This window comes from Paenibacillus xerothermodurans (genome assembly GCF_002220865.2).
GTDB lineage: Bacteria > Bacillota > Bacilli > Paenibacillales > NBRC-103111 > Paenibacillus_S > Paenibacillus_S xerothermodurans.
Map to the genome: position 1 here is coordinate 54,370 of NZ_NHRJ02000014.1, position 22,847 is coordinate 77,216.

The window sequence follows — 22,847 nt, forward strand, 5'->3', positions numbered from 1 at the left end:
TTATAGAAAACTAAAATACAAAAAAGGAGGGAGATCTAATGAGTGCATCAGGAGCAAATGCTGTGCAGCTTGATTCGGCTCTGAAAGTGAAGAAAACAACGATGAATCGCCCGATCACAATTGTGACTTTGATGCTATTCATTCTTGGATTCTTCTTTCTCGCTGATACAGTATCGTATACGCAAGGTACTCTATACTTAATCGCAGGCGTCCTCGGATTGGCGTTGTATCACGCTCACTATGGCTTCACCAGCTCGTTTCGGAGCTTTCTGCTTGAAGGCCGCGGCGTCGGCATCCGATCGCAAATGATTATGTTTATGCTCGCCAACCTTCTGTTCCTGCCTCAGCTAGTAGGCTTATTCGGCCAGCAGGTGACGGGGTATGTGTCTCCCGTGGGGTTGTCTGTATTAATCGGTGCGTTTATTTTCGGTATCGGTATGCAAATGGGGGACGGGTGCGCGTCCGGCACACTTTATCATATCGGCGGCGGAGACTCTCGCGGTGTGATCACGCTGCTCGGTTTCGTGGCAGGCTCGGTTATCGGCAGCGCTGATTTCACTTGGTGGATGGGGACGCCGAATATCGGTCCGGTATCGTTCGTTAATTCCTTCGGAGCGTTCGGAGGATTGCTGTTCAATGTACTGTTGATGGCCATCGTCTTTGCCGTCACCTTATACGTTGAAAAACGGCGCACAGGCAGCATACAATCGCTCCGGTTCGAATGGAAAGGCTGGAAGACTCTGCTGACAGGGCCTTGGCCGTTAATGATCGGAGGCATTGTGTTGGCGCTCGGCAACGGCATCGTGCTGTATCTCTCCGGTAAGCCATGGGGCGTTACATCCGCGTTCGCCCTGTGGGGAGCCAAAGTGTCGCAGGCGCTTGGCATACAGGTCACGGATTGGGGATTCTGGCAAACACCAGCCAATGCTGCGGCGTTAAATAACAGCATCATCCAGGACGTGACATCCGTTATGGACATTGGGGTTATGCTGGGGGCTCTGCTCGCGTTGGGCTTGAGCGGCAAAGCGGCACGATTTATTCGCCGTGTTCCGCTCAGAATGGTGGTCGGCCTGCTCATCGGCGGAATCATGATGGGCTATGGCGCGCGCATCTCGTTCGGCTGCAACATTGGAGCGTACTTCGGAGGCATTGCCTCGTTCAGCCTACATGGCTGGGCATGGATGGTGGCGGCTATGTTGGGCAGCATCATCGGAGTGAAGCTCCGTCCTATATGTGCATTCGACGGTGGCAATAAAGAATAACAGCAGAACACAACTGCTGGCGCTGCATTCAAGGAGAAAGAACGCTGCCCGGCAGCATATAGTTTGATTTAGGCGTGTGAACAGCTGAGGCTGCTTACACGCCTTTTTGCTGTGAATGAAATTTTTCGGATGTCGCTCAAAACCTGCCTGAGCGGAATATCGAATGAATAAGCCAGCCGAACATAATCAGTGCCGTCAAAGCCCCTATTTCAAGCACCGGCATGTGCCAGAATAAACTGCGCTGTCTGTTCAGTGAAAACACAACGATGATCCCCGTCATGACAATGCTGAAAGATAGAAGAACGATGCTAAATGCGATCCGATTGCCAATGCGGTCCAGCTTATTCAGCAGCATATCAAATTCAGGGATGCTCACATCGACTGTGCCACCCCTGACCAGCGATATGAGGTCTCTAACATGCTGCGGTAGCTGTGCAAGGATGTCGCTGAATTGGAACCAGTCCTCTTTTAGGTTTTCCATGATGCTCTTGGGATTCAGACGTTCCTTTAAAATAAGCCGCCCGAAAGGCTCGGCAATTTCAATGATACTGATGTCAGGGTCCAGCTGACGCACTACGCCCTCCGCAGTAATCAAGGTTTTGCCTAGCAGCACGAATTCCGACGGAACTTGTACCTGATGGCGATAAGCGGCATTGAGCAAATCATTCACCGATTCTCCCAGACTGATCTCATGAAATGGGATGCCCACATATTTGTCGCGTAGCATGTCGATGTCCCGGCGCAGCTCCGTCATATCCACGTCAGGCTGGACCAGACGCATGCCCAAAATCGCCCGTATGACGCCCTCAGAGCTTTGCAGCAGCAGAGCGATAATGAGGTTGGCAAAATGCCGCTTCATCGCCGGCGTCAATCGGCCGACAAGCCCGAAATCTATGAATGTGAGTACCTCTCCGGGCAGCACCATCAGATTGCCTGGGTGAGGATCCGCATGAAAAAAACCCTCCATAAAAATTTGATGCAGCATCGCGTTCATGAAGCGCTCGGCGATTCTTTGCGGCTCGTAGCCATGGGATAGCAGCCTGTCCGGGTCGTTGAGCTTTATGCCTTCGACAAATTCGGTAGTCAATATTTTTTTGGACGTGTATTCCCAATATACTTTTGGCACATGGACGTGAGGATCCTTCTTGAACTGGTTGGCTATCTTTTCAGCGTTGTGCCCCTCTATCGTGTAATCCAGTTCATCCCGCAGCGCTCGGCTGAATTCTTGTGCCATTCTGTGTATTTGGTACTGCTTGGCCCACTTGAACCGTGCTTCGGCGAGGACGGCGAGATTTTGCAGTATTTCCAGATCCGTGCGTACCGTTTGACCTATGCCGGGCCGTTGTATTTTGACCGCTACGGGCTGGCCGTCTTGTAATACCGCCAAGTGTACTTGCCCAATCGAGGCGGCGGCGAGCGGCTCTGACTCGAAGCGGGAAAAGGTGTCGGCCATTGTGATACGCAGCTGTGATTCCAATGTTTTCTGTACTTCATCGAAGGCGAAGGGCGCTACTTGATCCTGCAGCTTCTGCAGCTCCGCAATTATGTGATCGGGTATGATGTCAGACCGTGTACTCGCAATCTGGCCCAATTTAATAAAGGTCGGTCCCAAATCCTGAACAACCAGCCGGATTCTTTCGGCAATGGAATACTTCTCATCCTTCTGCGCTGCGCCGCCGGCTTTGTGGGGGAGGGATAAGAAATGAAAAATGTCCAGTTCCTCCACGATAAATCCGAAGCCGTGCCTGGTGAGAGCAACCGCGATATCCCGGTACCGGTTAAGATGGCGAATTCTTTTGCCGATCACGTCAACATCATCCTTTCCGCCCCTATTATGTGGAAACCGATTCAACTTAATGCAAACTAGTCCGGCTAGCGGTGAGAAGGAAGAAGGATTCATCATGTTTCCGTGCTATGGCAATACTAGACGTATTAATGTGAACTGATCGCGGAGGAGGTAGCCTGGGAGATGAGTAGAGGTGCATTGGCAGCTGGTGCCGTTGGGAGAGGGCCGATTTTCGCCGTTATGTTTGTCGGGGCGTTCGTCGCTTTTTTAAATCAGACACTGATCAACATCGCGCTGCCGCAAATTATGATCTACTTCAACACTTCGGCGACAGTAGCCAATTGGTTAACCACGGGCTTTATGTTGGTTAACGGCATTGTCATACCCGTCACAGCTTTTTTGATTGAACGTTTCAGCACGAGGCAGCTGTATAACACATCGATGGCTCTGTTCGCCGTCGGCACTCTGATCTGTGGCATAGCGCCCACATTCTCAGTTCTCCTTATTGGGCGCCTCGTGCAAGCTGCGGGAGCCGGCATTCTGTTCCCATTGATCATGAATGTGATCTTCACGTTATACCCCGCGGACAAGCGCGGCGCCGCCATGGGCACGCTTGGCATTGCGCTGAACTTCGCGCCAGCGATCGGGCCGACTTTATCCGGATGGATTGTGCAGACTTACTCATGGCGCGTGCTGTTTTTTATCATATTGCCCATAGCTGTGCTGAACTTGATCGCGGCCATATTTATGCTGAAGAATGTGACGGAAACGGGCAGACCGGAGTTGGACGTGTTGGGTGTGATACTGTCCACCGTCGGGTTTGGCGGTCTTTTATATGCTTTTGCCACTGTGGGCAGTGCCGGCTTGCGAAGTCCGGAGGTCATTACCATGTTCACCGTGGGAGGCTTGGCGCTTATCCTATTTGTGTGGAGGCAGCTGGTAATAGAACATCCGATTCTGGAGTTCAGAATATTCCGGTATCCGATGTTTACCCTCACCACCATAATCAATGTCATTATAACGCTGGCGATGTTTTCGGCCATGATATTGATCCCTATCTACATGCAAAATGTGCGTGGATTTTCTCCGCTAATGTCCGGTCTCATGCTGCTGCCTGGCGGTATTCTAATGGGGATTATGTCGCCCATCACAGGCAGAATCTTCGATCGAATTGGTGCGAGATGGCTTGCGATCGTGGGTTTACTGCTAACTCTGGTGACCACGTACGAGCTGACGCGGCTGGAACTTACCACCTCCTTCGCCTATGTGACCTATGTGTACACTGCACGGATGTTCGGCATGTCGCTGATGATGATGCCGATTTTCACAGCGGGGCTTAATGAGCTGCCGCTCGAAATGAATCGGCACGGCACAGCGATGGTCAACACGCTGCGGATGGTCGGCGGTGCTGTCGGTACTGCGTTCTTCGTATCGATTATGACTAACCAGGCGGCGGCCCATCTGGACGAAATTGTCAGTGACCGCCGAATGCCGCTAACTGATCCGGCTCAGGTGGAGCTGGCGACGGACCAAGCTACGGTGATGGGCATTAACGACGCGTTTATGGTCGCAACGATTTTAACGGTGATTCCGCTCGTTTTATCGTTCTTTATTCGTGAAACAAGGTTCGCCAAGAATCCCGAGCCCGTCCGGGATCCGGTGCCCAACAAAGTGTAGCCTAGAATGAAAAAACGACCCCGAGGCCGGGGCCGTCTGTTCACATATCACTGGCTGTGACATGGGAGTAATCATACTCATTTGATTTAGCGAGAATGCTGTTTCTGGAATCTTTTACAATGACTTCAACCTGCAGCGGCGGCTGTTCCGCGTAATCGGGCGGCAGCGTGGCCGTCAGCTCGGTGTGGCTGTTCCATTTGGTCGCAACCTGCTCTCCGTTCACGCTAACCACGCTGTTGTAAGGCAGGTCTTTGCCTTTGATTTTCAGCACCGCGCTATCGTTGGCTTGCTCCGTTCGAACGCTGTCGATCACGGGCGGCGCAGGACCAAGCACATAATGCTCGCTTTTAATCTTGCTTTTAATTTCGCTGTATCCGTACTGCTGCCCAAACAGGATGTCGTATTGCAGCTTCTCGTAGGTGGCCAGATCCTGCTTCGCAATCCTCATCTGACCGTAATAATTTTCCGGCGGGATGACCGGGATACGCTGTGATAATTGCGCTAAGTAGTCTGTATAATAAGTCCCTTGTCTTTGTGCGGTCTTCAATACATACGGCCCTACGAACGATGGGCTCATGTTAATTTCTTCCCTCGGTACGTGCAGGTAATTGTTCCACACCAGTATCGGTACCCGATAAAGTTTGTTCAAGGAATCCGGATCGTTTTCCTGCAAATAGCCGGTCTCCTTGTAGACCTTGTAATCCTCGCCGAGACTCGGCAGATGATCGCCGAAAAACACTACAATCGTCGGTTCATCCATGCTTTCATAATGTGTGACCAGCCGTTTCAGCATATCGTCCGCGCCGAGCAGCCCTTGGGCGTAGGTTTCGAGCAGACCCTTGGATTCGCCCTCCACCCCGGTCACTTCAATCGTGTTTTCTTTGAATTTACCCGGATAGTAATGAAAATGGTTTTGCATCGTATTTGCGAAAATAAAGTCCGGACCTGCGGTGCTCATGCTCGTATTAATAATTTGTTTGGCCACTTCGCGATCCGCCAAGTAGGGGCCGTCGTATACCGGATCAAAAAATTCCTGAGAAATAAATTTGGAAAAGCCGAAATTTTGATATACCTTCTTGCTGTTATAGAACCAGCTGTGAAGAGGGTTCACCGCCGTGGCCGAATATCCTTGCCGCGACAAAATGCTCGCCATAGAATCTACGCCTTTGTTCACATACTGATTATATGGAACCGAGCCTGGCGGCAGGAATCGCATAGAGTTCCCGGTCAGCACTTCGAACTCGACGTTCGCGGTTCCGCCCCCGAATTGCGGTGACAGCAATGTGCCGCTGCTATAGTTTTTCGCTAGCTCATGGTAGAACGCAAGCGGATCGCTGCTGAAAGAGACGCCCTTAATTTGGGTCGCATCCCAAAATGATTCGCTCAGTACCACAATGATGTTCGGTTTGTGCTCTCCACTGGCCGGCACCGCGGGGGTGACAGAAGACGAAGCGGAACGAATGAACTGTTCGTCGTAGCCTTCGGGCGCGCTCATGAACAGAAATTGCAGATTCATGATTGTGGAGAGCAGAAAACCGTTTGCACGCACATTCTCCGTCTGGTCCCACGCGATATTTTGTACATTGGCTAATTTTTTCAGCGACCACGAGCCGTCCGTGTAGACCAAGCCCAATAGGAGCACTGCCACTGCACTCATGCCCAACCGGTGCTTCCAGTTGAACTTGAGAGAAAAACGCGGAAGCTTGTAAAGCAGAAGAATGCTTATAACGACAAACGATATAATACCTGAGATAACTGTAAAGTTAAGGAGCCCGTTCAAATACTGTGCCATGTCCTTGGTTTCACTCGTCAACAGTAAATCCCATGGGAGAAACGGCACGCCCAATATCGCCACTTTGATGCCGCTTATTAACCCAAAGGCGAGACAAGCGGTGGATACAAGCCAGAACGAGAGATGAAGTCTACCGGTCAATGCAGTGAAAAGAAACAAAAAACCCAACACGACTATCGTGTTCAGAGCCAGCTCAGGGATCGCTTGAAACGTCCATTTGAAAGTTTCTCCCCAATAGCCTCTGCTCATTAATTCCACCAAAAACACAATCCAAAATGACCACAATAGCAAGGGAAGCCGTCTTGCCACCTTCAAGCCATGAGTTTGAATCGCGATCTGCAATTCACTCATATCTGCACATCACCCATTATTTAAAATTTTTGTAAAAGCTAATATCCAGTATATCATACCTTCTTCATTACATGGTAACGCTGAGCTGCCAAGTATTACGGGGGCAAAAGCTGTATCACGATCCATTCGGCCTGCCGACAAAATGCCGGTCCGCACGCAACTCTTTGTCGTTATGCATGTATAAATAATACTGGGGTATTGTGTTACAAATTGTCGATTGCAGTCAAATAACAGCGGCATATGCATTCGTCACCCCCTAATAACAACCGGCCCTTATCGTAAAAATATAGTCACAGAGAAAAAGGAGTGGATTGGTTTGCAAAACGTTCTGTTATCGGCGCTGTTGGCATGGGGGATGCTGTCGAGCGGTTCCGCACAGGCAGCTGCTTTAGCGGCACAGGCCGCCCTGCCCATGCACAACACTGCTGCGTTGGCTGTATCTGCCGGCAGTGGGCATGCAGCGGAGCCCCCGGCTCAGTTTGCGGGCGCGACGGCTGCGCCTGCCGTCAGCGCGGACGAGCCTGAGGTGTCGATTCTTTCCGCGCAGCCGAACGGCGAGGGAGCGGACACGCAGCCGAATGCTGCATCGGACAAGCCGCTGCTAACATTTCCGGTGCTGAGTGACATTCACGTGCAGGACAACGACCCTGTGTCACAAGCGAAATTCAAGGCCGCGATGCGCGACTTAGGGGAAGTGAATCCGAATGCTGACGCCCTCATCATTAATGGCGATCTGACCGGCGGCTTGCCTGAGGATTACACAAAGCTGCGTCAGTTGATGGGCGAACTGCCGCATCCGGACAAGGTTTTCTACACTATAGGGAATCACGAGTTCTATAAAGCCTGGTACGACGCAGACAGAAAGTGGAGTCCAGCCACGTTTCCCAACGGCGAGACGGAGCAGGCTTCCATCGATCGATTTTTGCAGTTCACACAGCAGCCGGGCATTTATCATGATCAGATGATAAAGGGGCATCAGTTCATTTTTCTCGGTTCGGAACGATACCGTATATCCGATCCGTCTAACAATGAGGATGCGTATCTTAGCCCGAATCAATTATCTTGGCTGAAGCAAGCTTTGGCTAAGAGCAAGGATTCGTCCAAGCCTATCTTTGTGTTTTTGCATCAGCCGCTGCCCAACACCGTGGCGGGCACCAATTACTGGGCTTACATGCGGGCTGTCGTACAGCATGAGCAGCTCCGGGAGATTTTGTCGGATTACCCGCAAGTCATCTTGTTTTCCGGGCACACGCATTGGGATTTGAAGCTGCCCAAAACGTTTGTGCAGGATAAGTTCACATCGGTCAATTCATCTTCCGTGTACGGACCACTGACAGATGACGGTACCGGATTGGAAACCACCGTGCCTGCAGAGAACAGTGAAGGCTTGTACGTTGAAGTCTACGCCGACCGGGTCGTTATAAAAGGGCGGGACTTTCACCGCAAGCAGTGGATTCCTGATACGGAGTTTTCGGTCAAGCTCGGTGACAGTGGTAAGTGATACCACAGAGTGCCCGTCTGCGCTGCGGGCTTGAAACGCACCAGGCATTTGGGTGCTTCACAGCGCTCCTCTCCGGTTGGTCTATCGGTTGTGCTTGCAACCACAAAGGATCGGTCTCGATTGAGACCGGTCCTTTTTTCGTATGCGTTGTACTGAAGCTTTCTGTTGAGGTGAGGCGCGCGTCTGAAGACCGCTGGCTAAACGGCGGCCACCCACACATCCGCCTATATGCGCCGCTTAATCGCCCTCCGTGTGTCGCGCTGATTGTCTTTAGACTTTTTTATTCGCAGATCGCCGTCCACCGAAGCGCAGCGCACGGGCTGCGCCGGAGGTGGAGGACGTTAACCTAACCAATCCACACGGCATATGATGATTTATAAATAAAATTTTCCTTTACAAACATCATTGCTTATATATACAATATGATCATACCCGATAGGAATACTATGTTTTAGAAAGAAGTGGGGCAATCTTATGGATATCAGCATTGCGATAATGGGCTTGTTCGTTGGTTTCTTGGTCGGATTAACCGGGGTGGGGGGAGCCGCGGTATTGACTCCTATTTTACTCATGTTCGGTGTGAATCCGTCCATCGCTGTAGGCACAGACCTGATTTATAACTCAGTCACGAAGTTATTCGGTACCATTCAGCATTGGCGGCAGCAGACGATCGATTTCCGGTTGGCCAGATATTTGGCATACGGAAGTATCCCGGGCGCGGTGCTGTCTATCGCTCTTCTTCATGTATTCGATTCATTTTATTCCAATCAAGAGGAAATTATTAAACACGCGTTGGGCTATGTGCTCATCGTGGTTGCTCTCGCTACGCTGCTCAAGATCGTATTGGACCATAAGATGAAAGCCGACAGCTGGCAGGTTAAATCTCTGGACGATAGGAAAGGCTTAACCATACTGGTCGGTGGGGTGCTGGGTTTCATCGTAGGACTCACCTCCATTGGCTCAGGCTCGTTGTTCGCGTTGGTTATGCTGTATTTTTTTCGCATCAGTCCGGCAAAATTAGTCGGAACAGATATAGCGCACGCCTTTCTCCTGGTGACCGTCGCCGGTGCCCTGCACGCCGGTATGGGGAATGTCGATTACATGCTGGCGGTCAACTTGCTGCTTGGTTCCGTGCCCGGCGTAATAATTGGAAGCACTTTGTCCGCGAAAGCACCCACCAAGTTTTTACGCACTGTCATAGCGAGCATCATTTTGATCAGCGGACTGAAATTGATTTAAATCGCCTCCGGTATAAAAAGACATACTTAGCGGTCATTCGTCCGTACGATACCGCGCGCGCCTATCCTAGCGTGCCGGAGGCCGTGCTCGCACCAAAAATCCCGTCCTGTTGGACGGGATTTGCACTATGTGTCGTAACTCACTTCATTGGCGGAACGCTGATATGATTGTTCAACACGTGCGGCGGGGTATCATGGATGTATGGCGGAGCGGGCGGCAGCTGAGGCCGGTCACCCACTGGCAGAGGGCAGGCAATATATTGAAATACGCCTTTACTGTCAGGTGTCGGGCCATGTGCCCATCTGCCCCGAGCGCTGGCCTCGCCTCTGGAAAGATTGAAAAATTTATATGAAAATTCGCGGTTTTCACATTCTTGCGGGAACGTTCCTGGGGCTACGAAGCCCTCCTTCGCTTCCAGCTCGGCGATTGCCGCAGCCCACTGGTTCTGATGCATCGTGTCCCTTGCAATGAGAAATGCCAGTGTATCCCGCACTCCGGCGTCAATGGTCGATTCGTATACCCGTACCGTTTCCGTCCTGCCGCCCGACTCTTTGGCTAAATTATCGCGCAGATCGGTGAGCAGGTTGCCAGTAGCGGTCACATAACGGCCGTTCCATGGATAACCGACGCTATCCGTCGGAAGGGCGCCTAAGCCTGCGAAAATCGCGTGCTGAGGATTCATACCCCCGAGAATGGCAGCGACGATCGGATTTTGTGCCGCAATAATTTCCTGGTCCTTCCATGGTGCATTGTCGAGCAATCTTGCAATCAGGGTAGCCACAATTTCAACGTGAGCCAATTCCTCGGTGCCCGTGTCCAACAGCAAATCCTTGTATTTGCTGTCAACGTCTGAGCGCAAATTCCACCCTTGGAACAAATACTGCATGGCGACGGTCATCTCACCGAATTTTCCCGCAAGAATCTCCTGTACCCTTTTGGCAAGAAGCGGGTCCGGCTTTTCGCAGCGAGCTGGGTATTGCAGTTCCTTAATGTGAAAAAACATGTCTGCGTCAATCCTTCCTACAGCAATATTCTACAGCGCCGGGGGCTTTCCAGACTTAGCTGCAAAGCTCTCTGGGCTTTTGTCTATCTATTGTATACGCCTGGGCATGGATGGGTGCACGTACGACATATTAAGAGCAAAAGGAAAAAGCGGCGGCCAGGAACATGAGTCATGTTCCTGAGCCGCCGCTTTTGTTGCATAGCCAGCGCTGCGAGGCTGCTGCACACGTGCCTATGTGCTGTTTTACGCACGACTCCGCAGCCCAGCCCAAGCTTCTGTTAGCGCCGACAACTACTCAGCAGGGAAATTCGGTCCATCTAATCTTTTATCGATATCCCCGTCACCGTTGGTGTCCTCGCCTCTCTCAACATCTTTGTTTTCGCGTTCCTGCGCAACCTGCTGCGGAGAATCGTACCTTGGATCAGCCATTTGTCGCAACCCCCTTCGTCATCGGATGATAAAAACATGTGCCTGAGGTGACCTCCGATCCGGGCACGCCTTGGAAGAGATCAGAGCCATAACAAAAGATATGGTTTGAAGAAAATGTATTTTTTATGCACGGCTCGGAAGATATAGAAATTTTCTCTCCGCGTGACCGAAAATCACGATTGTATTACCATTCAATTTGTAATACAATTTAACAAAAGAAAAAGATAGCGCTTACAAATACTGAGGGTGGATGGGATGGATAAGAGAAACAACGACTTGATACTGGAATCAGTCACACGCAAAACATTGGCGAAGGAAGTTGCCGACCGGTTGCTGCAGCTGCTCGTATCCGGTGATTTGAAACCGGGGGACAAACTGTTTCCCGAGACCGAGCTGACAAAGATGCTTGACGTGAGCCGGCCGGTGTTGCGTGAGGCGATGAGCTCTCTGGAGTCTTTAGGCATCATTCACAGAAAAACGAGGGACGGCACATATTTCGCACAAAAAATCGGCAGCCGGCCTTTTTTGAACATGCTGTCTTTGGCAATGGACGATCTTCCCGCCATTATCGAGGCACGGATGGCACTCGAGCTTGGACTGATCACACTGGCGGCGGAGAAGATCACTGACCGGGAATTGAACGAGCTGTACTCCACTATCGAAGCGATTTCTGAGTCTCCCGGCAATTATGCCGAGATCGACAAAGAGTTTCACAGAATTATCGCATTCAGTGTCAATAACCATGTATTGGAGGGGATGATTGACTCGCTTTTAATGGCATTTGACCAGATGAGCCAAAACATCGAAGTAAGAGAACGAAACGTGGCCGTAGAACACCATACGGCGATTTATGCGGCGCTGAAAAAAAGATCACCTTCCGAAGCCTGGCTGCATATGTACCGGCACCTGGATTTCGTTAGACAAAAGATCTTAAAAAACACGAGCAAAACGGGAGAAACCTGCTGACAGACGCTAAAAGGTTGAGGAGGCGCTTCTACTATGATGGGGAAAAGCAGAACGTTATTTTCGCTAGCTTGGACAGTCGCTCTCACAGGATCGATGCTGGCCGGATGTGGCAAAGCATCGGAGCCCGCGGCCACCTCCGGGCAGGCGGCAGCCAGCTCTGTGAAGCCTGCTGCAGATTTTCCGAAAAAACCGATTGAGTTGATCGTGCCCTACGCGACGGGCGGAGGCACGGATGTCACCGCGCGCACACTGGCCAATGCGGTAAGCAAATACTTGCCTAACCAACAGACGGTAGTCACGGTAAACAAGCCGGGAGCGAGCGGTGTCATCGGGCTGGGGGAAGTGTTTCAAGCCAAGCCGGACGGATATAAAATCTCTATGGCAACGATCGGCAACCTGGCGATTCAGCCCAACTACGGGAAAACACCATACTCGTATGATAGCTTCGAGCCAATCCTCATTGCGAATTCCGTCCCGCATATATTAGCTGTCCAAGCGGATGCACCGTGGAAAACGGTGGATGAGTGGCTGGACTACGTGCAGAAAAACCCGAATGCATTCAGCTATTCTACGCCGGGCCAGGGTAATACCCAGCATTTGAACATGGAGGGCGTAGCGCTCAAAGACGGCTTGAAGCTGAAGCACGTGCCGTTTGATGGTGCCGCACCTGCTATCACGGCATTATTAGGAGGCCACGTTCACGGTGCGGTCGTTCAGGTACATGAGGCCAAGCCTCAAGTGGACGCGGGAGCATTGCGTATACTTGCCAACATAGGAACGAGTAAAGCCGAGGCGATTAAGGATGTGCCGCTGCTGCATGAAAGAGGATACATAGGATACAACGCCTGGACCGGTATCGTTGCTCCCAAAGGCACGCCGCCCGAGGCGGTAGCAATTTTACATGATGCCTTCAAAAAGGCATTGGAAGATCCGGAGACGGTTAACGAGTTCAAGAAAATCGGTATCGAGCCGGCTTACAGCGGTCCGGATGAATTCAAGAAAATTGCGGAAGAAACATACAAATCGACTCGGGATGTGGCTACCAAGGTTGGCTTGATAAAATAAACGGATCACATAACATATAACGGAAGAAAGGGTGTAACGCAGATGTCTTTGACACAGTCCGGCAATTACGATCCGCTTCCCGCAATGATCCCGGTCCGTCAAGTATTTGAAGCGCTCACAGTTGACGATATCGAAGCCGAGGTTAGAGCGGAATTAAACCAGCAGACGGTGAAACAAACAATTCCAGCAGGCGCAAGAGTAGCTGTAGGCGTCGGCAGCAGAGGCGTCGCTAATCTAAAAACCATCACTTTTGCTGTGATCAGCCAGCTCATCGAATGGGGCGCCAGACCATTCATCGTGCCGGCCATGGGCAGCCATGGCGGGGGAACCGGGCAGGGCCAGATTAAAGTGCTCGCTGAATTTGGCATCACTGAGGAAAGCATGGGAGTTCGAATTGTTTCAACAATGGATGTCGTACAGATTGGAGCGTTGAGCGACGGCACACCCGTGTATTTAGATAAAGAGGCGCAGCAAGCCGATGCCATCGTGTTTATCAACCGGATCAAACCGCATACAAGCTTTAAAGGAGATTACGAAAGCGGACTGCTCAAAATGATGGCTATCGGATTGGGCCGGCACCAAGGCGCTCTCGCCGTCCATCAACATCCGTTGGCTGACATGCCGGTGGTGCTGCCCAAGATTGCCGAGGTGTATTTTAAGCGCGCACCGATTGCGTTCGGACTGGCCATATTGGAAAACGCTTACGATAGGACGGCCCGCATCGTGGCGGTTCCTGGCGATGAGATGATCGCTGCGGAAAAGGAACTGCTTATCCAAGCTAAGCAGTTCATGCCGCGCATTATACCGAAAACAATTGATCTGCTATTGGTCAATGAAATGGGTAAAAACATCAGCGGCTCGGGCATGGACCCCAACATTACCGGCCGTGCAGCTTCGAAAGCTCCTCAGAAATTCGATGCCCCTGAGATCGAGCGGCTGGTCGTGCTTGGCCTCACGCCGGAAACAAAAGGCAACGCCTGTGGGATTGGGGTAGCGGATGTTACCACGAGACGTGTATTTGAACAAATCAATCTGGACTACACGTACGCTAACGTCCTCACATCCAAGGTGCTTGATTCAGCCAAAATCCCGGTCATCATGCAGAACGATGCGGAGGCAATTAACGCCGCGTTAACTACATGCTATTCGATCGGTCGCAGTGCCCCCAGGGTAGTCTGGGTGAAAAACACGCTGGAGCTGGAGTATATACTGGTATCGCAATCCGTGCTGTCCGAGCTCGGCGGAGATCCCCGCATCGAAGTGCTGGGTGATCCCATCCGTGTCGAATTTGATGCTGACCGCAACATCACTACAAATATTTGGAAAGGCAGGTGAGGAGGCTGATGGCGCAAAACAGACAGAATCGGCAGATCAAGGGCATACTGGGCTTTCCGGTGGCGCCTTTTAACACTCACGATCAGTTGGATCACGCGGCGTTGCAAGAAAATATTCAATTTTTGCTGGACAGCGGTCTGGACGCAATTTATGTGTGCGCGGGGGCGGGGGAATTTCAATCGCTGACGCGAGTAGAGTATGAAACCATTGTGGAAATGGCCGTTTCTCTCAGCGGCGGCAAAGCTCCTGTATTCACGGGTGTCGGCGGCAATATTGCGGAAGCCCTTGAGTTAGCGCGCATTTCTCAGGCAAAAGGGGCAGACGGATATTTAATTTTGCCTCCGTATTTGATCAACGCTGAGCAGGCAGGCTTGTACGATTACTTTAAGGCGATTATCGAAAGCACCGAGCTCGACGCGATTATATATCAGCGGGACAACGCTGTGTTGTCACTTGGCACATTAAGAAGATTGACTGAGCTGTCTCAGCTCATTGGCTTGAAGGATGGGGTCGGGACGATGGAGACCAATGTAGAATTTGTACAGACCTTAGGCGCGCGGCTGAGTTGGGTGAATGGCATGCCGTTCGCTGAATTGACGTACCCTGCTTATCGCCCGTTGGGATTTAACGCTTATTCTTCGGCTATTTCCAACTACATACCGCATATCTCGAGATTGTTCTATTGCGCTGTGCAGCAAAACAACCAAGAACTGTTAACCGAGCTATACACGGAAGTAATATTTCCTATCAATAACATTCGCAAGCAGAGAAAAGGTTACGCTGTGGCGCTGATCAAGGCGGGTATGGAAATCATGGGTTTATCTGTTGGAGCAAGAGTAAGGCCGCCGCTCATTCCGGTCGAACCAGAGCATTACAAGGAGCTGGAGCAAGCTTTGAAGCGGGCGCTGGACCGGTTTCCAGTTCAATCTACACCACTTGAGAAGGAGGAATTACACTATGGCAAAAGTACAAGATGAGCTAAACATACGTGTTTCACCTGAACATTTAACCGCGTTCTGCACGGAGGTGCTAATTGCTGCAGGAATCCCGGACAATGATGCCCTGCTGATCGCGGACTCGCTCGTGCACGCGAATTTGACGGGAGTGCATTCCCACGGTGTGTCCAAATTGAATGACTATTTGCTTAGATTGGATCAAAATCTGGTAACCAAAGAGACGAATATCACCGTCGTGCGCGAGTCGGCAACCACGGCGCTGCTGGATGCGGGCAATGGCTGGGGGCAAGTTGTGTCACAGAGGGCTGTAGACATCGCCGTGGAAAAAGCGAAGCAGTACGGGAGCTCGTGGGTAGGCGTGAGAAATTCCAATCACTACGGCACAGCCGCGTATTGGACGGCGAAGATTGCAGCGCAGGGCATGATCGGGATATCAATGACCAACACTTCTCCCGTCATGGTTCCGTTCGGATCGAAGACGCCTACTTTGGGCACCAATCCGCTGTGCATCGCCGTGCCATCGTCCTCCGGCCGACCCATCATGCTGGATATGGCGACCAGCAACCAAGCGAGAGGCAAAATTACACTGGCTTCCAAGTTGGGCAAACCTATTCCGAAAGATTGGGCTATAACCGCCGACGGACAAGAAACGACGGACGCCCATGAAGCGTTAAAAGGCAGCCTGCTCCCGTTTGGCGGCGCCAAAGGCTCCGGTCTGGCTATTATGATCGATATTCTGACCGGCGTGCTGACCGGCTCAATGTTTGGGGCGAGCGTTCCACGCTTTTATGATGACCCCGTGCCACAGGATTTGGGCCACATGTTTGCCGCCATAGATATCGAGTCCATGCTGCCGCTCGACACCTTCCTTGAACGCATGGATGAGAAGGAGCGGGAGACACGAGAGAGCGCGCCGGCCCAGGGCTTCGAGCAAGTCTACATGCCTGGCGATCTAGAATACTTGCGTGCAGAGCAGGCGCGCAAAGACGGAATCCAGCTGTCGAAGGAGATTTACGAGGAACTGCTCAGTACCGCTCGGCGCTATGGCGTGAAATCGGTGTTGGGGGCTTGACGGGCGGCGGGCTAAGGCACCGCGTAGTGGCAGCCTGGGGTTCGATCGACCGCCATGCAGCGTCGAACGCACACCTGGGAGTCGCGCGCGTTTAAATTGCAATGTACAACAAACAGCACCTGTGTCAGGTGCTGTCAGATTGAAAACAAACGTCCCTATGGTTGCTGCAGCAGCGAGGTTGCTGTGTTTATCTCAACCTAGCTTCGGCGCCGCCGAGCGAATCTCATCGCTCACTTCGGTGAACCGTTCGAAATTTTTCGCAAATTCCGCTGCTAACTGCAGCGCCTTAGCATCGTATGCGTTCTTGTCCGCCCAAGTGTTCCGCGGTCTCAGCAGATCATCAGGTATGCCTTTTACATGGTCCGGCACGAGCACCCCAAAGATCGGATCAGCGCTGAACGCGGCCGTTTCAATAGTCCCGTCTATCGCAGCCTCAACCATGGTCCTGGTATGCCGCAGGCTCATACGGCTGCCTGTCCCGTACGGACCTCCGGTCCAACCGGTGTTCACCAAATATACGCGCACATCATGCTCCCGGATTTTTGTGCCCAGCATTTCAGCGTACACAGCGGGCTGTAACGGCAGAAACGGAGCCCCGAAGCAGGTGGAGAAGGTGGCCTCCGGCTCGGTTACCCCTCTTTCGGTACCGGCCAGCTTGGACGTATAACCCGAGAGAAAATGATACATAGCCTGTTCTCTTGTCAGCTTGGATATCGGAGGCAGCACTCCAAAGGCGTCTGCGGTTAAAAAAATAACGACCTGCGGATGTCCGGCCACGCCTGGAATAACAGCATTTGGGATCATTTCGAGCGGGTAAGCGGCGCGCGTGTTCTCGGTGAGAGATTTATCGGTGTAATCCGGCAGTCGAGTAGCAGGGTGAAGCACGACGTTTTCCAAGACGGTACCGAACTGAATGGCATTCCAAATTTGCGGTTCTTTTTCCGCTGCAAGGTCCAGGCATTTTGCATAGCAGCCGCCCTCGAAATTGAATACTCCCCGATCGGACCAGCCATGCTCATCATCGCCAATCAGCCGCCGGCTGGAATCAGCAGAGAGAGTGGTTTTACCAGTGCCTGACAGGCCGAAAAACAGAGCTACATCACCCTTGCCCCCAACGTTTGCTGAACAATGCATCGGCAGCACACCACGGAACGGAAGCAAATAATTGAGTACGGTAAAAATTGATTTTTTCATTTCACCTGCATATTCCGTGCCGCCAATGAGAACCAGCCTACGCTCAAATGACACAATGACGAACGTCTCCGACCTCGTCCCATGTACGCTGGGCTCGGCCTGAACCCCTGGCACCGCGATCACTGTAAACTCCGGTTGGTGGCTGAGCAGCTCTTCGTGGGAAGGACGAATAAATAATTGGTGCGCGAACAGGTTATGCCACGCGTATTCATTTATGATTCTGATGGGCAGACGATAAGTATCGTCCGCCCCGGCAAAACCGTCGAAAACATACAGCTCCCGGCCTTTTAAATAATCCAGTACTTTATCATAGATTTTATCGAATTGGTCCTCAGTTATTGCCTGATTCACATAGCCCCAAGCAATGTGCTGCTCGTGACCGGTTTCTTTTACCACATACTTATCTTTTGGAGAGCGCCCCGTGAATTTACCGGTGGCCACCGACAGGGCCCCTGCAGAGGTCATCATGCCTTCGTTTCGTGCCAATGCGGCTTGAACTAAGTTAGGAACGGATAGATTGTAATGAACGGTGCAGCCGGTCAACATGACTTCCTCCAGTTCGACCCTGTGATCCTGTCTAAGCTTCATACTCTCTCTCCTTATTTTCCGTGCCTTCCTTTACACATGCTTCTTGACGGCAATCAGAATAATATATAGTTACTTTATCAGTGTCCAGAGTGTCTATTAATGTTCCGCAGCGTTTACACAGGATGGACCCTAATGCTACAGTGCCAACGAGGTTTTCCATGTGTTCCCCATCCTTTCGCTTACGTTTTGAGCCAACTCAATCACTCTGCTCGCGTACGCCCATTCGTTATCGTACCACGCGAGTACCTTTACTTGATTGCCCAACGCCATAACGGACAGACCGTCGATTATTGCCGATTTCTCACAGCCGATAAAATCCGACGAAACGAGCGGCTCTTCAGTATAGCCGACATAATGGGATAGTGCGCCGTTTGCCGCAGTGAACAAAGCTGTTTGCACGTCCTCCAATCTGACGTCCCGTCCCGTTTGCACCGTGAGGTCCACTAATGAAACATCCTGGACCGGAACGCGGATGGAGATGCCTTCGATCCGGGAAGCCAGGTGAGGCAGTACAGCCGCCAGTGCCTTTCCGACGCCCGTGGTGGTGGGAACAATGGATTGGGTGCAGGCGCGGGCTCTTCTGAGATCTTTGTGTGGATTATCCATATGCTTTTGATCAGAAGTATACGAATGTACGGTGGTCATCCAACCGCGCTTCACCTGAAAAGCGTTATCCAGAATGTGGAGTAGCGGTGCGACGCAATTGGTGGTACACGACGCTGCGGATATAATAGAATGCTTGGATAAATCGAGCAGGTGATCATTTACACCCATGACTACAGTAAGATCCATCTGTTTACCGGGTGCCGTCACAATAACTGTAGTGGCGCCACTGGCCAAATGTTTTTGCGCACCTTCGCGATGATTGAATTTGCCGCTTGCGTCGATTGCGATATCAACATCCAGCTCCGCCCACGGAATTTTCTCCGGTTCGCGTTGATAAGTGACCGCTATGGGATGCCCGTTAATTCGCATCGTGCCTTCATGCACGGAAATGTTGGCGTCCCATGTGCCATGCACCGTGTCATACTTCAGCAAATGGGCGATCGTTTCAGCGGGATAAACAGAGTTGATGGCCTTGAGTTGCATGTGCGCGGTGTCACCAGACATCATTTTTCTCACCAGCAGTCTGCCTATCCTACCCATGCCGCTGATGCCGACTCCTGTAATCATGGAATGCCTCCTTCAGTTAAGTTGATTAACGCTTAATTAATGTATAACATACAAATAAATAATACACAATATATATTCGAAAAAATACACAATATTGTTTTATAAGTTTTATATGACATATTAATTAACATAAGAATGCGTATACAATGATTTATAATGTGTCCCAATTTAAGGCTCGTCGAGCTAACGAGCTGTATTCGATGCATGCTGCGCTCTTTTGGATTAATTGGCAGAAGTTTGGGGTATTCTATCTTTAACAGCTTTAAGGAGGGTGTTACAATTGTTGGATAAAGAAAAAATGTTGGATTATTTTCAAACCATGATTCGTTCCTCAACGAGAAACCCGAAATTCATGTCGATCTCTACGGCAAAAGTCGCCGACATTATGGGTGTGCAGCCGTCGGACATTGAACAGCAATTAAATGAGTTCGTGCAGGAAGGCAAGCTGGTGAAGGACAAGCTCACAGTCCCTCCGTATGAGGAAATTTACCTGCTGCCCACTAGCTCCTCCCAAACTCTGATTTGATGGGGACCGCCCGCATGTTTTAATAGCGGCGGCACCATATACCGCCTGGTGTGGCCTCGACCATCTTTACGGCCTAGTATTTTTTTCCAGATTGCTACAAGCGAAAGAGCATTGCCTTGTATTCATAGGTGTGCTCTTTTTTCCGTGGGCATTCGGCCGGCCCGAACAGCGGGAGGAGTGGTTGTGATGCTGCGGCAGCTGCTCCTTCGACCCAGCGGCGGGACAGTTAACCGGAAGAAACTAAGTAACAATAAATTCAGGCATTTCCGTAGGGGAGGATCTTGCTTATAATGAGGAAGTAAGTGAATATGGCCTGGAAGTACCGGGCTGATGACGACTAGGAGGAATATCCGATGCTTCATGAACTTCGTATTTACCATATCCATCCGGGAAAAATGCAGGCTATCAACGAGCGCTTCTCTAAACACACGTTGGGCATTTTCGCGAAACACGGCATGCGTGTCACTGAATTTTGGCAGGATGTCGACCCAGAGCATAACCGGCTCTATTATGTAATGGAATTCGAGAACATGGAAACGCGGGATCAGAAATTCGCAGAGTTTCGCAATGACCCGGAATGGCAAAAAATAAGGAGCGAGTCGGAGAAAGACGGCCCGATCGTAGACAAGGTGGAAAGCGTTTTCTTAAAGCGCGTGGGCTATTTTTCTTAAGCGGGCAGGTTCATAACACTGCGCCGGCATACATAGAAAAGACCGCCGATGTGTATCGGCGGTCGATGTGTCGAGCGAAGAACAGAATGGTTCCTTTAGTTCGCGATAAACTCCTGCACCCATTCCCCATTATAGTAGGCCACGCCTATCTTGGTGAAATTAGGGCTGAGAATGTTTTGCTTGTGGCCGGGGCTGTTCATCCAGCCGTTCATAACCTCCTGCGGAGTGCGCTGACCTTTAGCAATGTTTTCTCCCGCATAAGTATAATTAATACCGTATGATTTCATCATGTCAAACGGTGAACCGTAAGTAGGGGAGTTATGATCAAAGTAACCGTTATGGTACATGTCTTTGGCTTTATCTAATGCCATTGCGGACAATGCTTTATCTTCGGCCAATGGCTGAAGGCCGGCTTTGGCGCGCTCTTGATTCACCAGTGTCACAACTTGGCTGGCATAAGCCGATGTGGCAGTTTCGCTGGCTGGCTGCTGTTGAGCATTATTGGCGGGTGCTGGCGCTGGCGCTGCTGCTTTTGTTGGTGCCTGTGCAGGCGCCTGAGCAGGGAGTTGCAGCTTCATGCCCGGCCAAATAACATTCGGGTTCGCCACTTGAGGGTTGGCAGATACAAGGGAGTTCAAGTCAATCCCGTGCTGCTGTGCAATTTTCCATATTGTATCATTGCCTGATACGGTAACTGGGGCGGCAGAAGCAGCGGTCGCTCCGATCATTGTGCCTAATGCGACTACTCCGGTTAAAACAGATTTCTTGAAACGCATGAAACAAAACATCCTCTCTTTATTACGGCCTACGAGGTTAGCTGACGGGTTCGGGTCAAAGAGCAATCGCCCGGCCATATGACAATGGCTTCACCCCAAGAACTGGGATCCCCCGCGCTTCTCACGAGAAGCTTCGGCCTGCTTATTTCTCAAACAAGACAGCCGCTCGGGCGCCTACGTTTTGAGATCCGTATCATTTTACCACGCGATACCGTACCCGGCATTACATAAAAGTTTCCAGCCCCGTCCATAATACAACTCATATGCGCATTCCTTCGCGAGTTGATCGCTTCAGGCACGTACTTCGACGCAGTGCTGTTTACCGTCCTCACCCCTGAATTTCCGGCTCCTACGGCTTATCTGGTCAGATAACATAGGCAGACATGTATCGAATTTGCCGATGGGTGTTAGGGTGTTACTTTGTTGCACAAGACTCTCTCGAGCAGATCCATTCAAGGAGGTATTCAGCACGTTTGACAACGAATGAGATGGAGCAAATACAGGCGGTTTTACCGGAATGGGTCGAAGCAAGCCGACGGCTAACCGAGCGAGGGAAAGTGGCGGCGTACATCCCTGAGCTTGCGAAAGCGCCGAAGAACGCGCTGGGCGTTTTTATCGTGAATATGGAAGGTGACTCCGTCTCCGCCGGGGATTGCGGTCTTAAGTTCACGCTGCAGAGCATTTCCAAGGTGTTCACGCTGATTTTGGCGCTAATGGATCACGGTGAGCAAACAATCTTCTCCAAAGTGGGAATGGAACCGACCGGCGAGAATTTCAACTCCATGATAAAGCTCGAACTGGTGCGGCCGGGCATACCGTTCAACCCGTTTATCAATGCCGGTGCGATCACCATCTCGTCCTTGATAAGGGGGGACGGTCCCATTGAAAAATCGGCCCGTATTTTGCAATTTTTCCGGCACCTGGCCAGCAACGACACCCTGGACTATGATTTGGATGTGTACCGTTCGGAGTCGGAAACGGGCTTTCTGAACCGGTCTCTTGCATATTACTTGAAGGAAAACAGAGTGCTGAACGCTGAAGAGGACGTAGAGGATTTGCTAGCCGTATACTTTCGGCACTGTGCTGTCAAAGTGACTTGCGGCGATTTGGGGCGAATGGCATTGGTGTTGGCGGGCGACGGTGTGGATCCGTTGACGGGAAAAGCAATGATCCCCCGCAGACACGTTCAAATCGCCAAGACATTCATGACGACGTGCGGTATGTACAACGCCTCCGGCGAATTCGCGATTCACGTCGGGCTGCCCGCCAAGAGCGGTGTGTCCGGCGGCATTCTTTCCATAGTGCCTGGCCGCTATGGTATAGGTGTACTAGGCCCGGCGCTCAACGATAAGGGAAATAGTGTAGCGGGAGTGGATCTATTGCGGAGGCTATCGCATGCATTCGACTGGAGCTTATTTTGAGCCGCACAAATGGGTTAGCACAGAAGCCGCACCGTACCGCGACCATAGCGGAAATGCGGCTTCC

20 protein-coding genes and 1 riboswitch are annotated in these 22,847 nt (G+C 51.3%); of the genes, 12 read left to right on the plus strand and 8 right to left on the minus strand.

What is annotated here, in order from left to right; genetic code table 11:
- Positions 1-38 precede the first annotated feature (38 nt).
- Positions 39-1,262 (plus strand): YeeE/YedE family protein, encoded by a 1,224-nt coding sequence (locus tag CBW46_RS17180; RefSeq protein WP_089201218.1) that lies wholly within the window; start codon positions 39-41, stop codon positions 1,260-1,262.
- A 136-nt stretch (positions 1,263-1,398) separates the two neighbouring features.
- On the opposite strand, the gene CBW46_RS17185 is transcribed toward CBW46_RS17180, so the two are convergent.
- Positions 1,399-3,069: an ABC1 kinase family protein gene (locus tag CBW46_RS17185; protein WP_089201219.1), complete on the minus strand. Its 1,671-nt coding sequence runs from the start codon at positions 3,067-3,069 to the stop codon at positions 1,399-1,401.
- Positions 3,070-3,231: 162 nt separating this feature from the next.
- Between CBW46_RS17185 and CBW46_RS17190 the strand changes: the two genes are divergently transcribed.
- Positions 3,232-4,725 carry a DHA2 family efflux MFS transporter permease subunit gene (locus CBW46_RS17190; protein WP_089201220.1) on the plus strand — a complete coding sequence of 498 codons (1,494 nt, stop codon included), beginning with the start codon at positions 3,232-3,234 and terminating at the stop codon, positions 4,723-4,725.
- 40 nt (positions 4,726-4,765) lie between these two features.
- On the opposite strand, the gene CBW46_RS17195 is transcribed toward CBW46_RS17190, so the two are convergent.
- Positions 4,766-6,868, minus strand: coding sequence for an LTA synthase family protein (locus tag CBW46_RS17195; RefSeq protein ID WP_089201221.1), 2,103 nt, complete (start codon positions 6,866-6,868; stop codon positions 4,766-4,768).
- 316 nt (positions 6,869-7,184) lie between these two features.
- Here CBW46_RS17195 and CBW46_RS17200 point away from each other — a divergent pair, with 316 nt between their 5' ends.
- Together CBW46_RS17200 and CBW46_RS17205 are read left to right on the plus strand one after the other, a co-directional pair.
- A complete protein-coding gene (locus CBW46_RS17200) occupies positions 7,185-8,369 on the plus strand; it encodes a metallophosphoesterase family protein (protein WP_243633372.1) in 1,185 nt (394 codons plus the stop codon).
- Positions 8,370-8,843: 474 nt separating this feature from the next.
- The gene (locus CBW46_RS17205) at positions 8,844-9,608 is read left to right on the plus strand and encodes a sulfite exporter TauE/SafE family protein (protein ID WP_089201222.1); all 765 of its coding nucleotides are present in this window, start codon (positions 8,844-8,846) and stop codon (positions 9,606-9,608) included.
- 139 nt (positions 9,609-9,747) lie between these two features.
- Here the strand turns inward: CBW46_RS17205 and CBW46_RS17210 are convergent, their stop codons facing one another.
- The gene (locus CBW46_RS17210; RefSeq protein WP_089201223.1) at positions 9,748-10,611 is read right to left on the minus strand and encodes a manganese catalase; all 864 of its coding nucleotides are present in this window, start codon (positions 10,609-10,611) and stop codon (positions 9,748-9,750) included.
- Positions 10,612-10,902: 291 nt separating this feature from the next.
- Complete coding sequence (locus CBW46_RS21425) at positions 10,903-11,040, minus strand: hypothetical protein (RefSeq protein WP_165842360.1); 138 nt, start codon at positions 11,038-11,040, stop codon at positions 10,903-10,905.
- Between the two features lie 255 nt (positions 11,041-11,295).
- On the opposite strand from CBW46_RS21425, the gene CBW46_RS17215 reads away from it, so the two are divergent.
- From CBW46_RS17215 to CBW46_RS17235, 5 genes are read left to right on the plus strand one after another with little or no spacing between them, the layout of a single operon-like run.
- Complete coding sequence (locus tag CBW46_RS17215; protein WP_089201224.1) at positions 11,296-12,006, plus strand: FadR/GntR family transcriptional regulator; 711 nt, start codon at positions 11,296-11,298, stop codon at positions 12,004-12,006.
- 33 nt (positions 12,007-12,039) lie between these two features.
- Entirely contained in the window at positions 12,040-13,071 is a 1,032-nt protein-coding gene (locus CBW46_RS17220; RefSeq protein ID WP_089201225.1) for a Bug family tripartite tricarboxylate transporter substrate binding protein, read from the plus strand.
- Between the two features lie 42 nt (positions 13,072-13,113).
- Positions 13,114-14,406 carry a nickel pincer cofactor-dependent isomerase, group 22 gene (locus tag CBW46_RS17225; RefSeq protein WP_089201226.1) on the plus strand — a complete coding sequence of 431 codons (1,293 nt, stop codon included), beginning with the start codon at positions 13,114-13,116 and terminating at the stop codon, positions 14,404-14,406.
- Positions 14,407-14,414: 8 nt separating this feature from the next.
- The gene (gene kdgD / locus CBW46_RS17230; RefSeq protein WP_089201227.1) at positions 14,415-15,383 is read left to right on the plus strand and encodes a 5-dehydro-4-deoxyglucarate dehydratase; all 969 of its coding nucleotides are present in this window, start codon (positions 14,415-14,417) and stop codon (positions 15,381-15,383) included.
- Positions 15,364-16,434, plus strand: a complete 1,071-nt coding sequence (locus tag CBW46_RS17235) for an Ldh family oxidoreductase (RefSeq protein ID WP_089201228.1) — start codon at positions 15,364-15,366, stop codon at positions 16,432-16,434. Before kdgD ends, CBW46_RS17235 begins: the two co-directional genes overlap by 20 nt.
- Before the next feature lie 192 nt (positions 16,435-16,626).
- Here the strand turns inward: CBW46_RS17235 and pckA are convergent, their stop codons facing one another.
- Genes pckA through gap form a run of 3 tightly spaced genes read right to left on the minus strand, consistent with a single transcriptional unit; the run spans position 16,627 to position 19,389 of the window.
- Positions 16,627-18,216 carry a phosphoenolpyruvate carboxykinase (ATP) gene (pckA, locus tag CBW46_RS17240; RefSeq protein WP_165842361.1) on the minus strand — a complete coding sequence of 530 codons (1,590 nt, stop codon included), beginning with the start codon at positions 18,214-18,216 and terminating at the stop codon, positions 16,627-16,629.
- Positions 18,206-18,376 (minus strand): GapA-binding peptide SR1P, encoded by a 171-nt coding sequence (locus CBW46_RS17245; protein ID WP_089201229.1) that lies wholly within the window; start codon positions 18,374-18,376, stop codon positions 18,206-18,208. The genes pckA and CBW46_RS17245 overlap by 11 nt, the downstream gene beginning before the upstream one ends.
- Positions 18,352-19,389, minus strand: a complete 1,038-nt coding sequence (gap, locus tag CBW46_RS17250; RefSeq protein ID WP_089201230.1) for a type I glyceraldehyde-3-phosphate dehydrogenase — start codon at positions 19,387-19,389, stop codon at positions 18,352-18,354. Before gap ends, CBW46_RS17245 begins: the two co-directional genes overlap by 25 nt.
- A gap of 280 nt (positions 19,390-19,669) precedes the next feature.
- Here gap and CBW46_RS17255 point away from each other — a divergent pair, with 280 nt between their 5' ends.
- A complete protein-coding gene (locus CBW46_RS17255) occupies positions 19,670-19,915 on the plus strand; it encodes a hypothetical protein (protein WP_243633373.1) in 246 nt (81 codons plus the stop codon).
- Between the two features lie 353 nt (positions 19,916-20,268).
- The gene (locus CBW46_RS17260; protein ID WP_089201231.1) at positions 20,269-20,586 is read left to right on the plus strand and encodes an NIPSNAP family protein; all 318 of its coding nucleotides are present in this window, start codon (positions 20,269-20,271) and stop codon (positions 20,584-20,586) included.
- Between the two features lie 95 nt (positions 20,587-20,681).
- Here the strand turns inward: CBW46_RS17260 and CBW46_RS17265 are convergent, their stop codons facing one another.
- Entirely contained in the window at positions 20,682-21,362 is a 681-nt protein-coding gene (locus CBW46_RS17265; protein WP_089201232.1) for a CAP domain-containing protein, read from the minus strand.
- 11 nt (positions 21,363-21,373) lie between these two features.
- Positions 21,374-21,511, minus strand: a riboswitch (cyclic di-AMP (ydaO/yuaA leader).
- A 339-nt stretch (positions 21,512-21,850) separates the two neighbouring features.
- Here CBW46_RS17265 and glsA point away from each other — a divergent pair.
- Entirely contained in the window at positions 21,851-22,783 is a 933-nt protein-coding gene (gene glsA / locus CBW46_RS17270; protein ID WP_089201275.1) for a glutaminase A, read from the plus strand.
- The last annotated feature ends 64 nt before the right edge of the window (positions 22,784-22,847 follow it).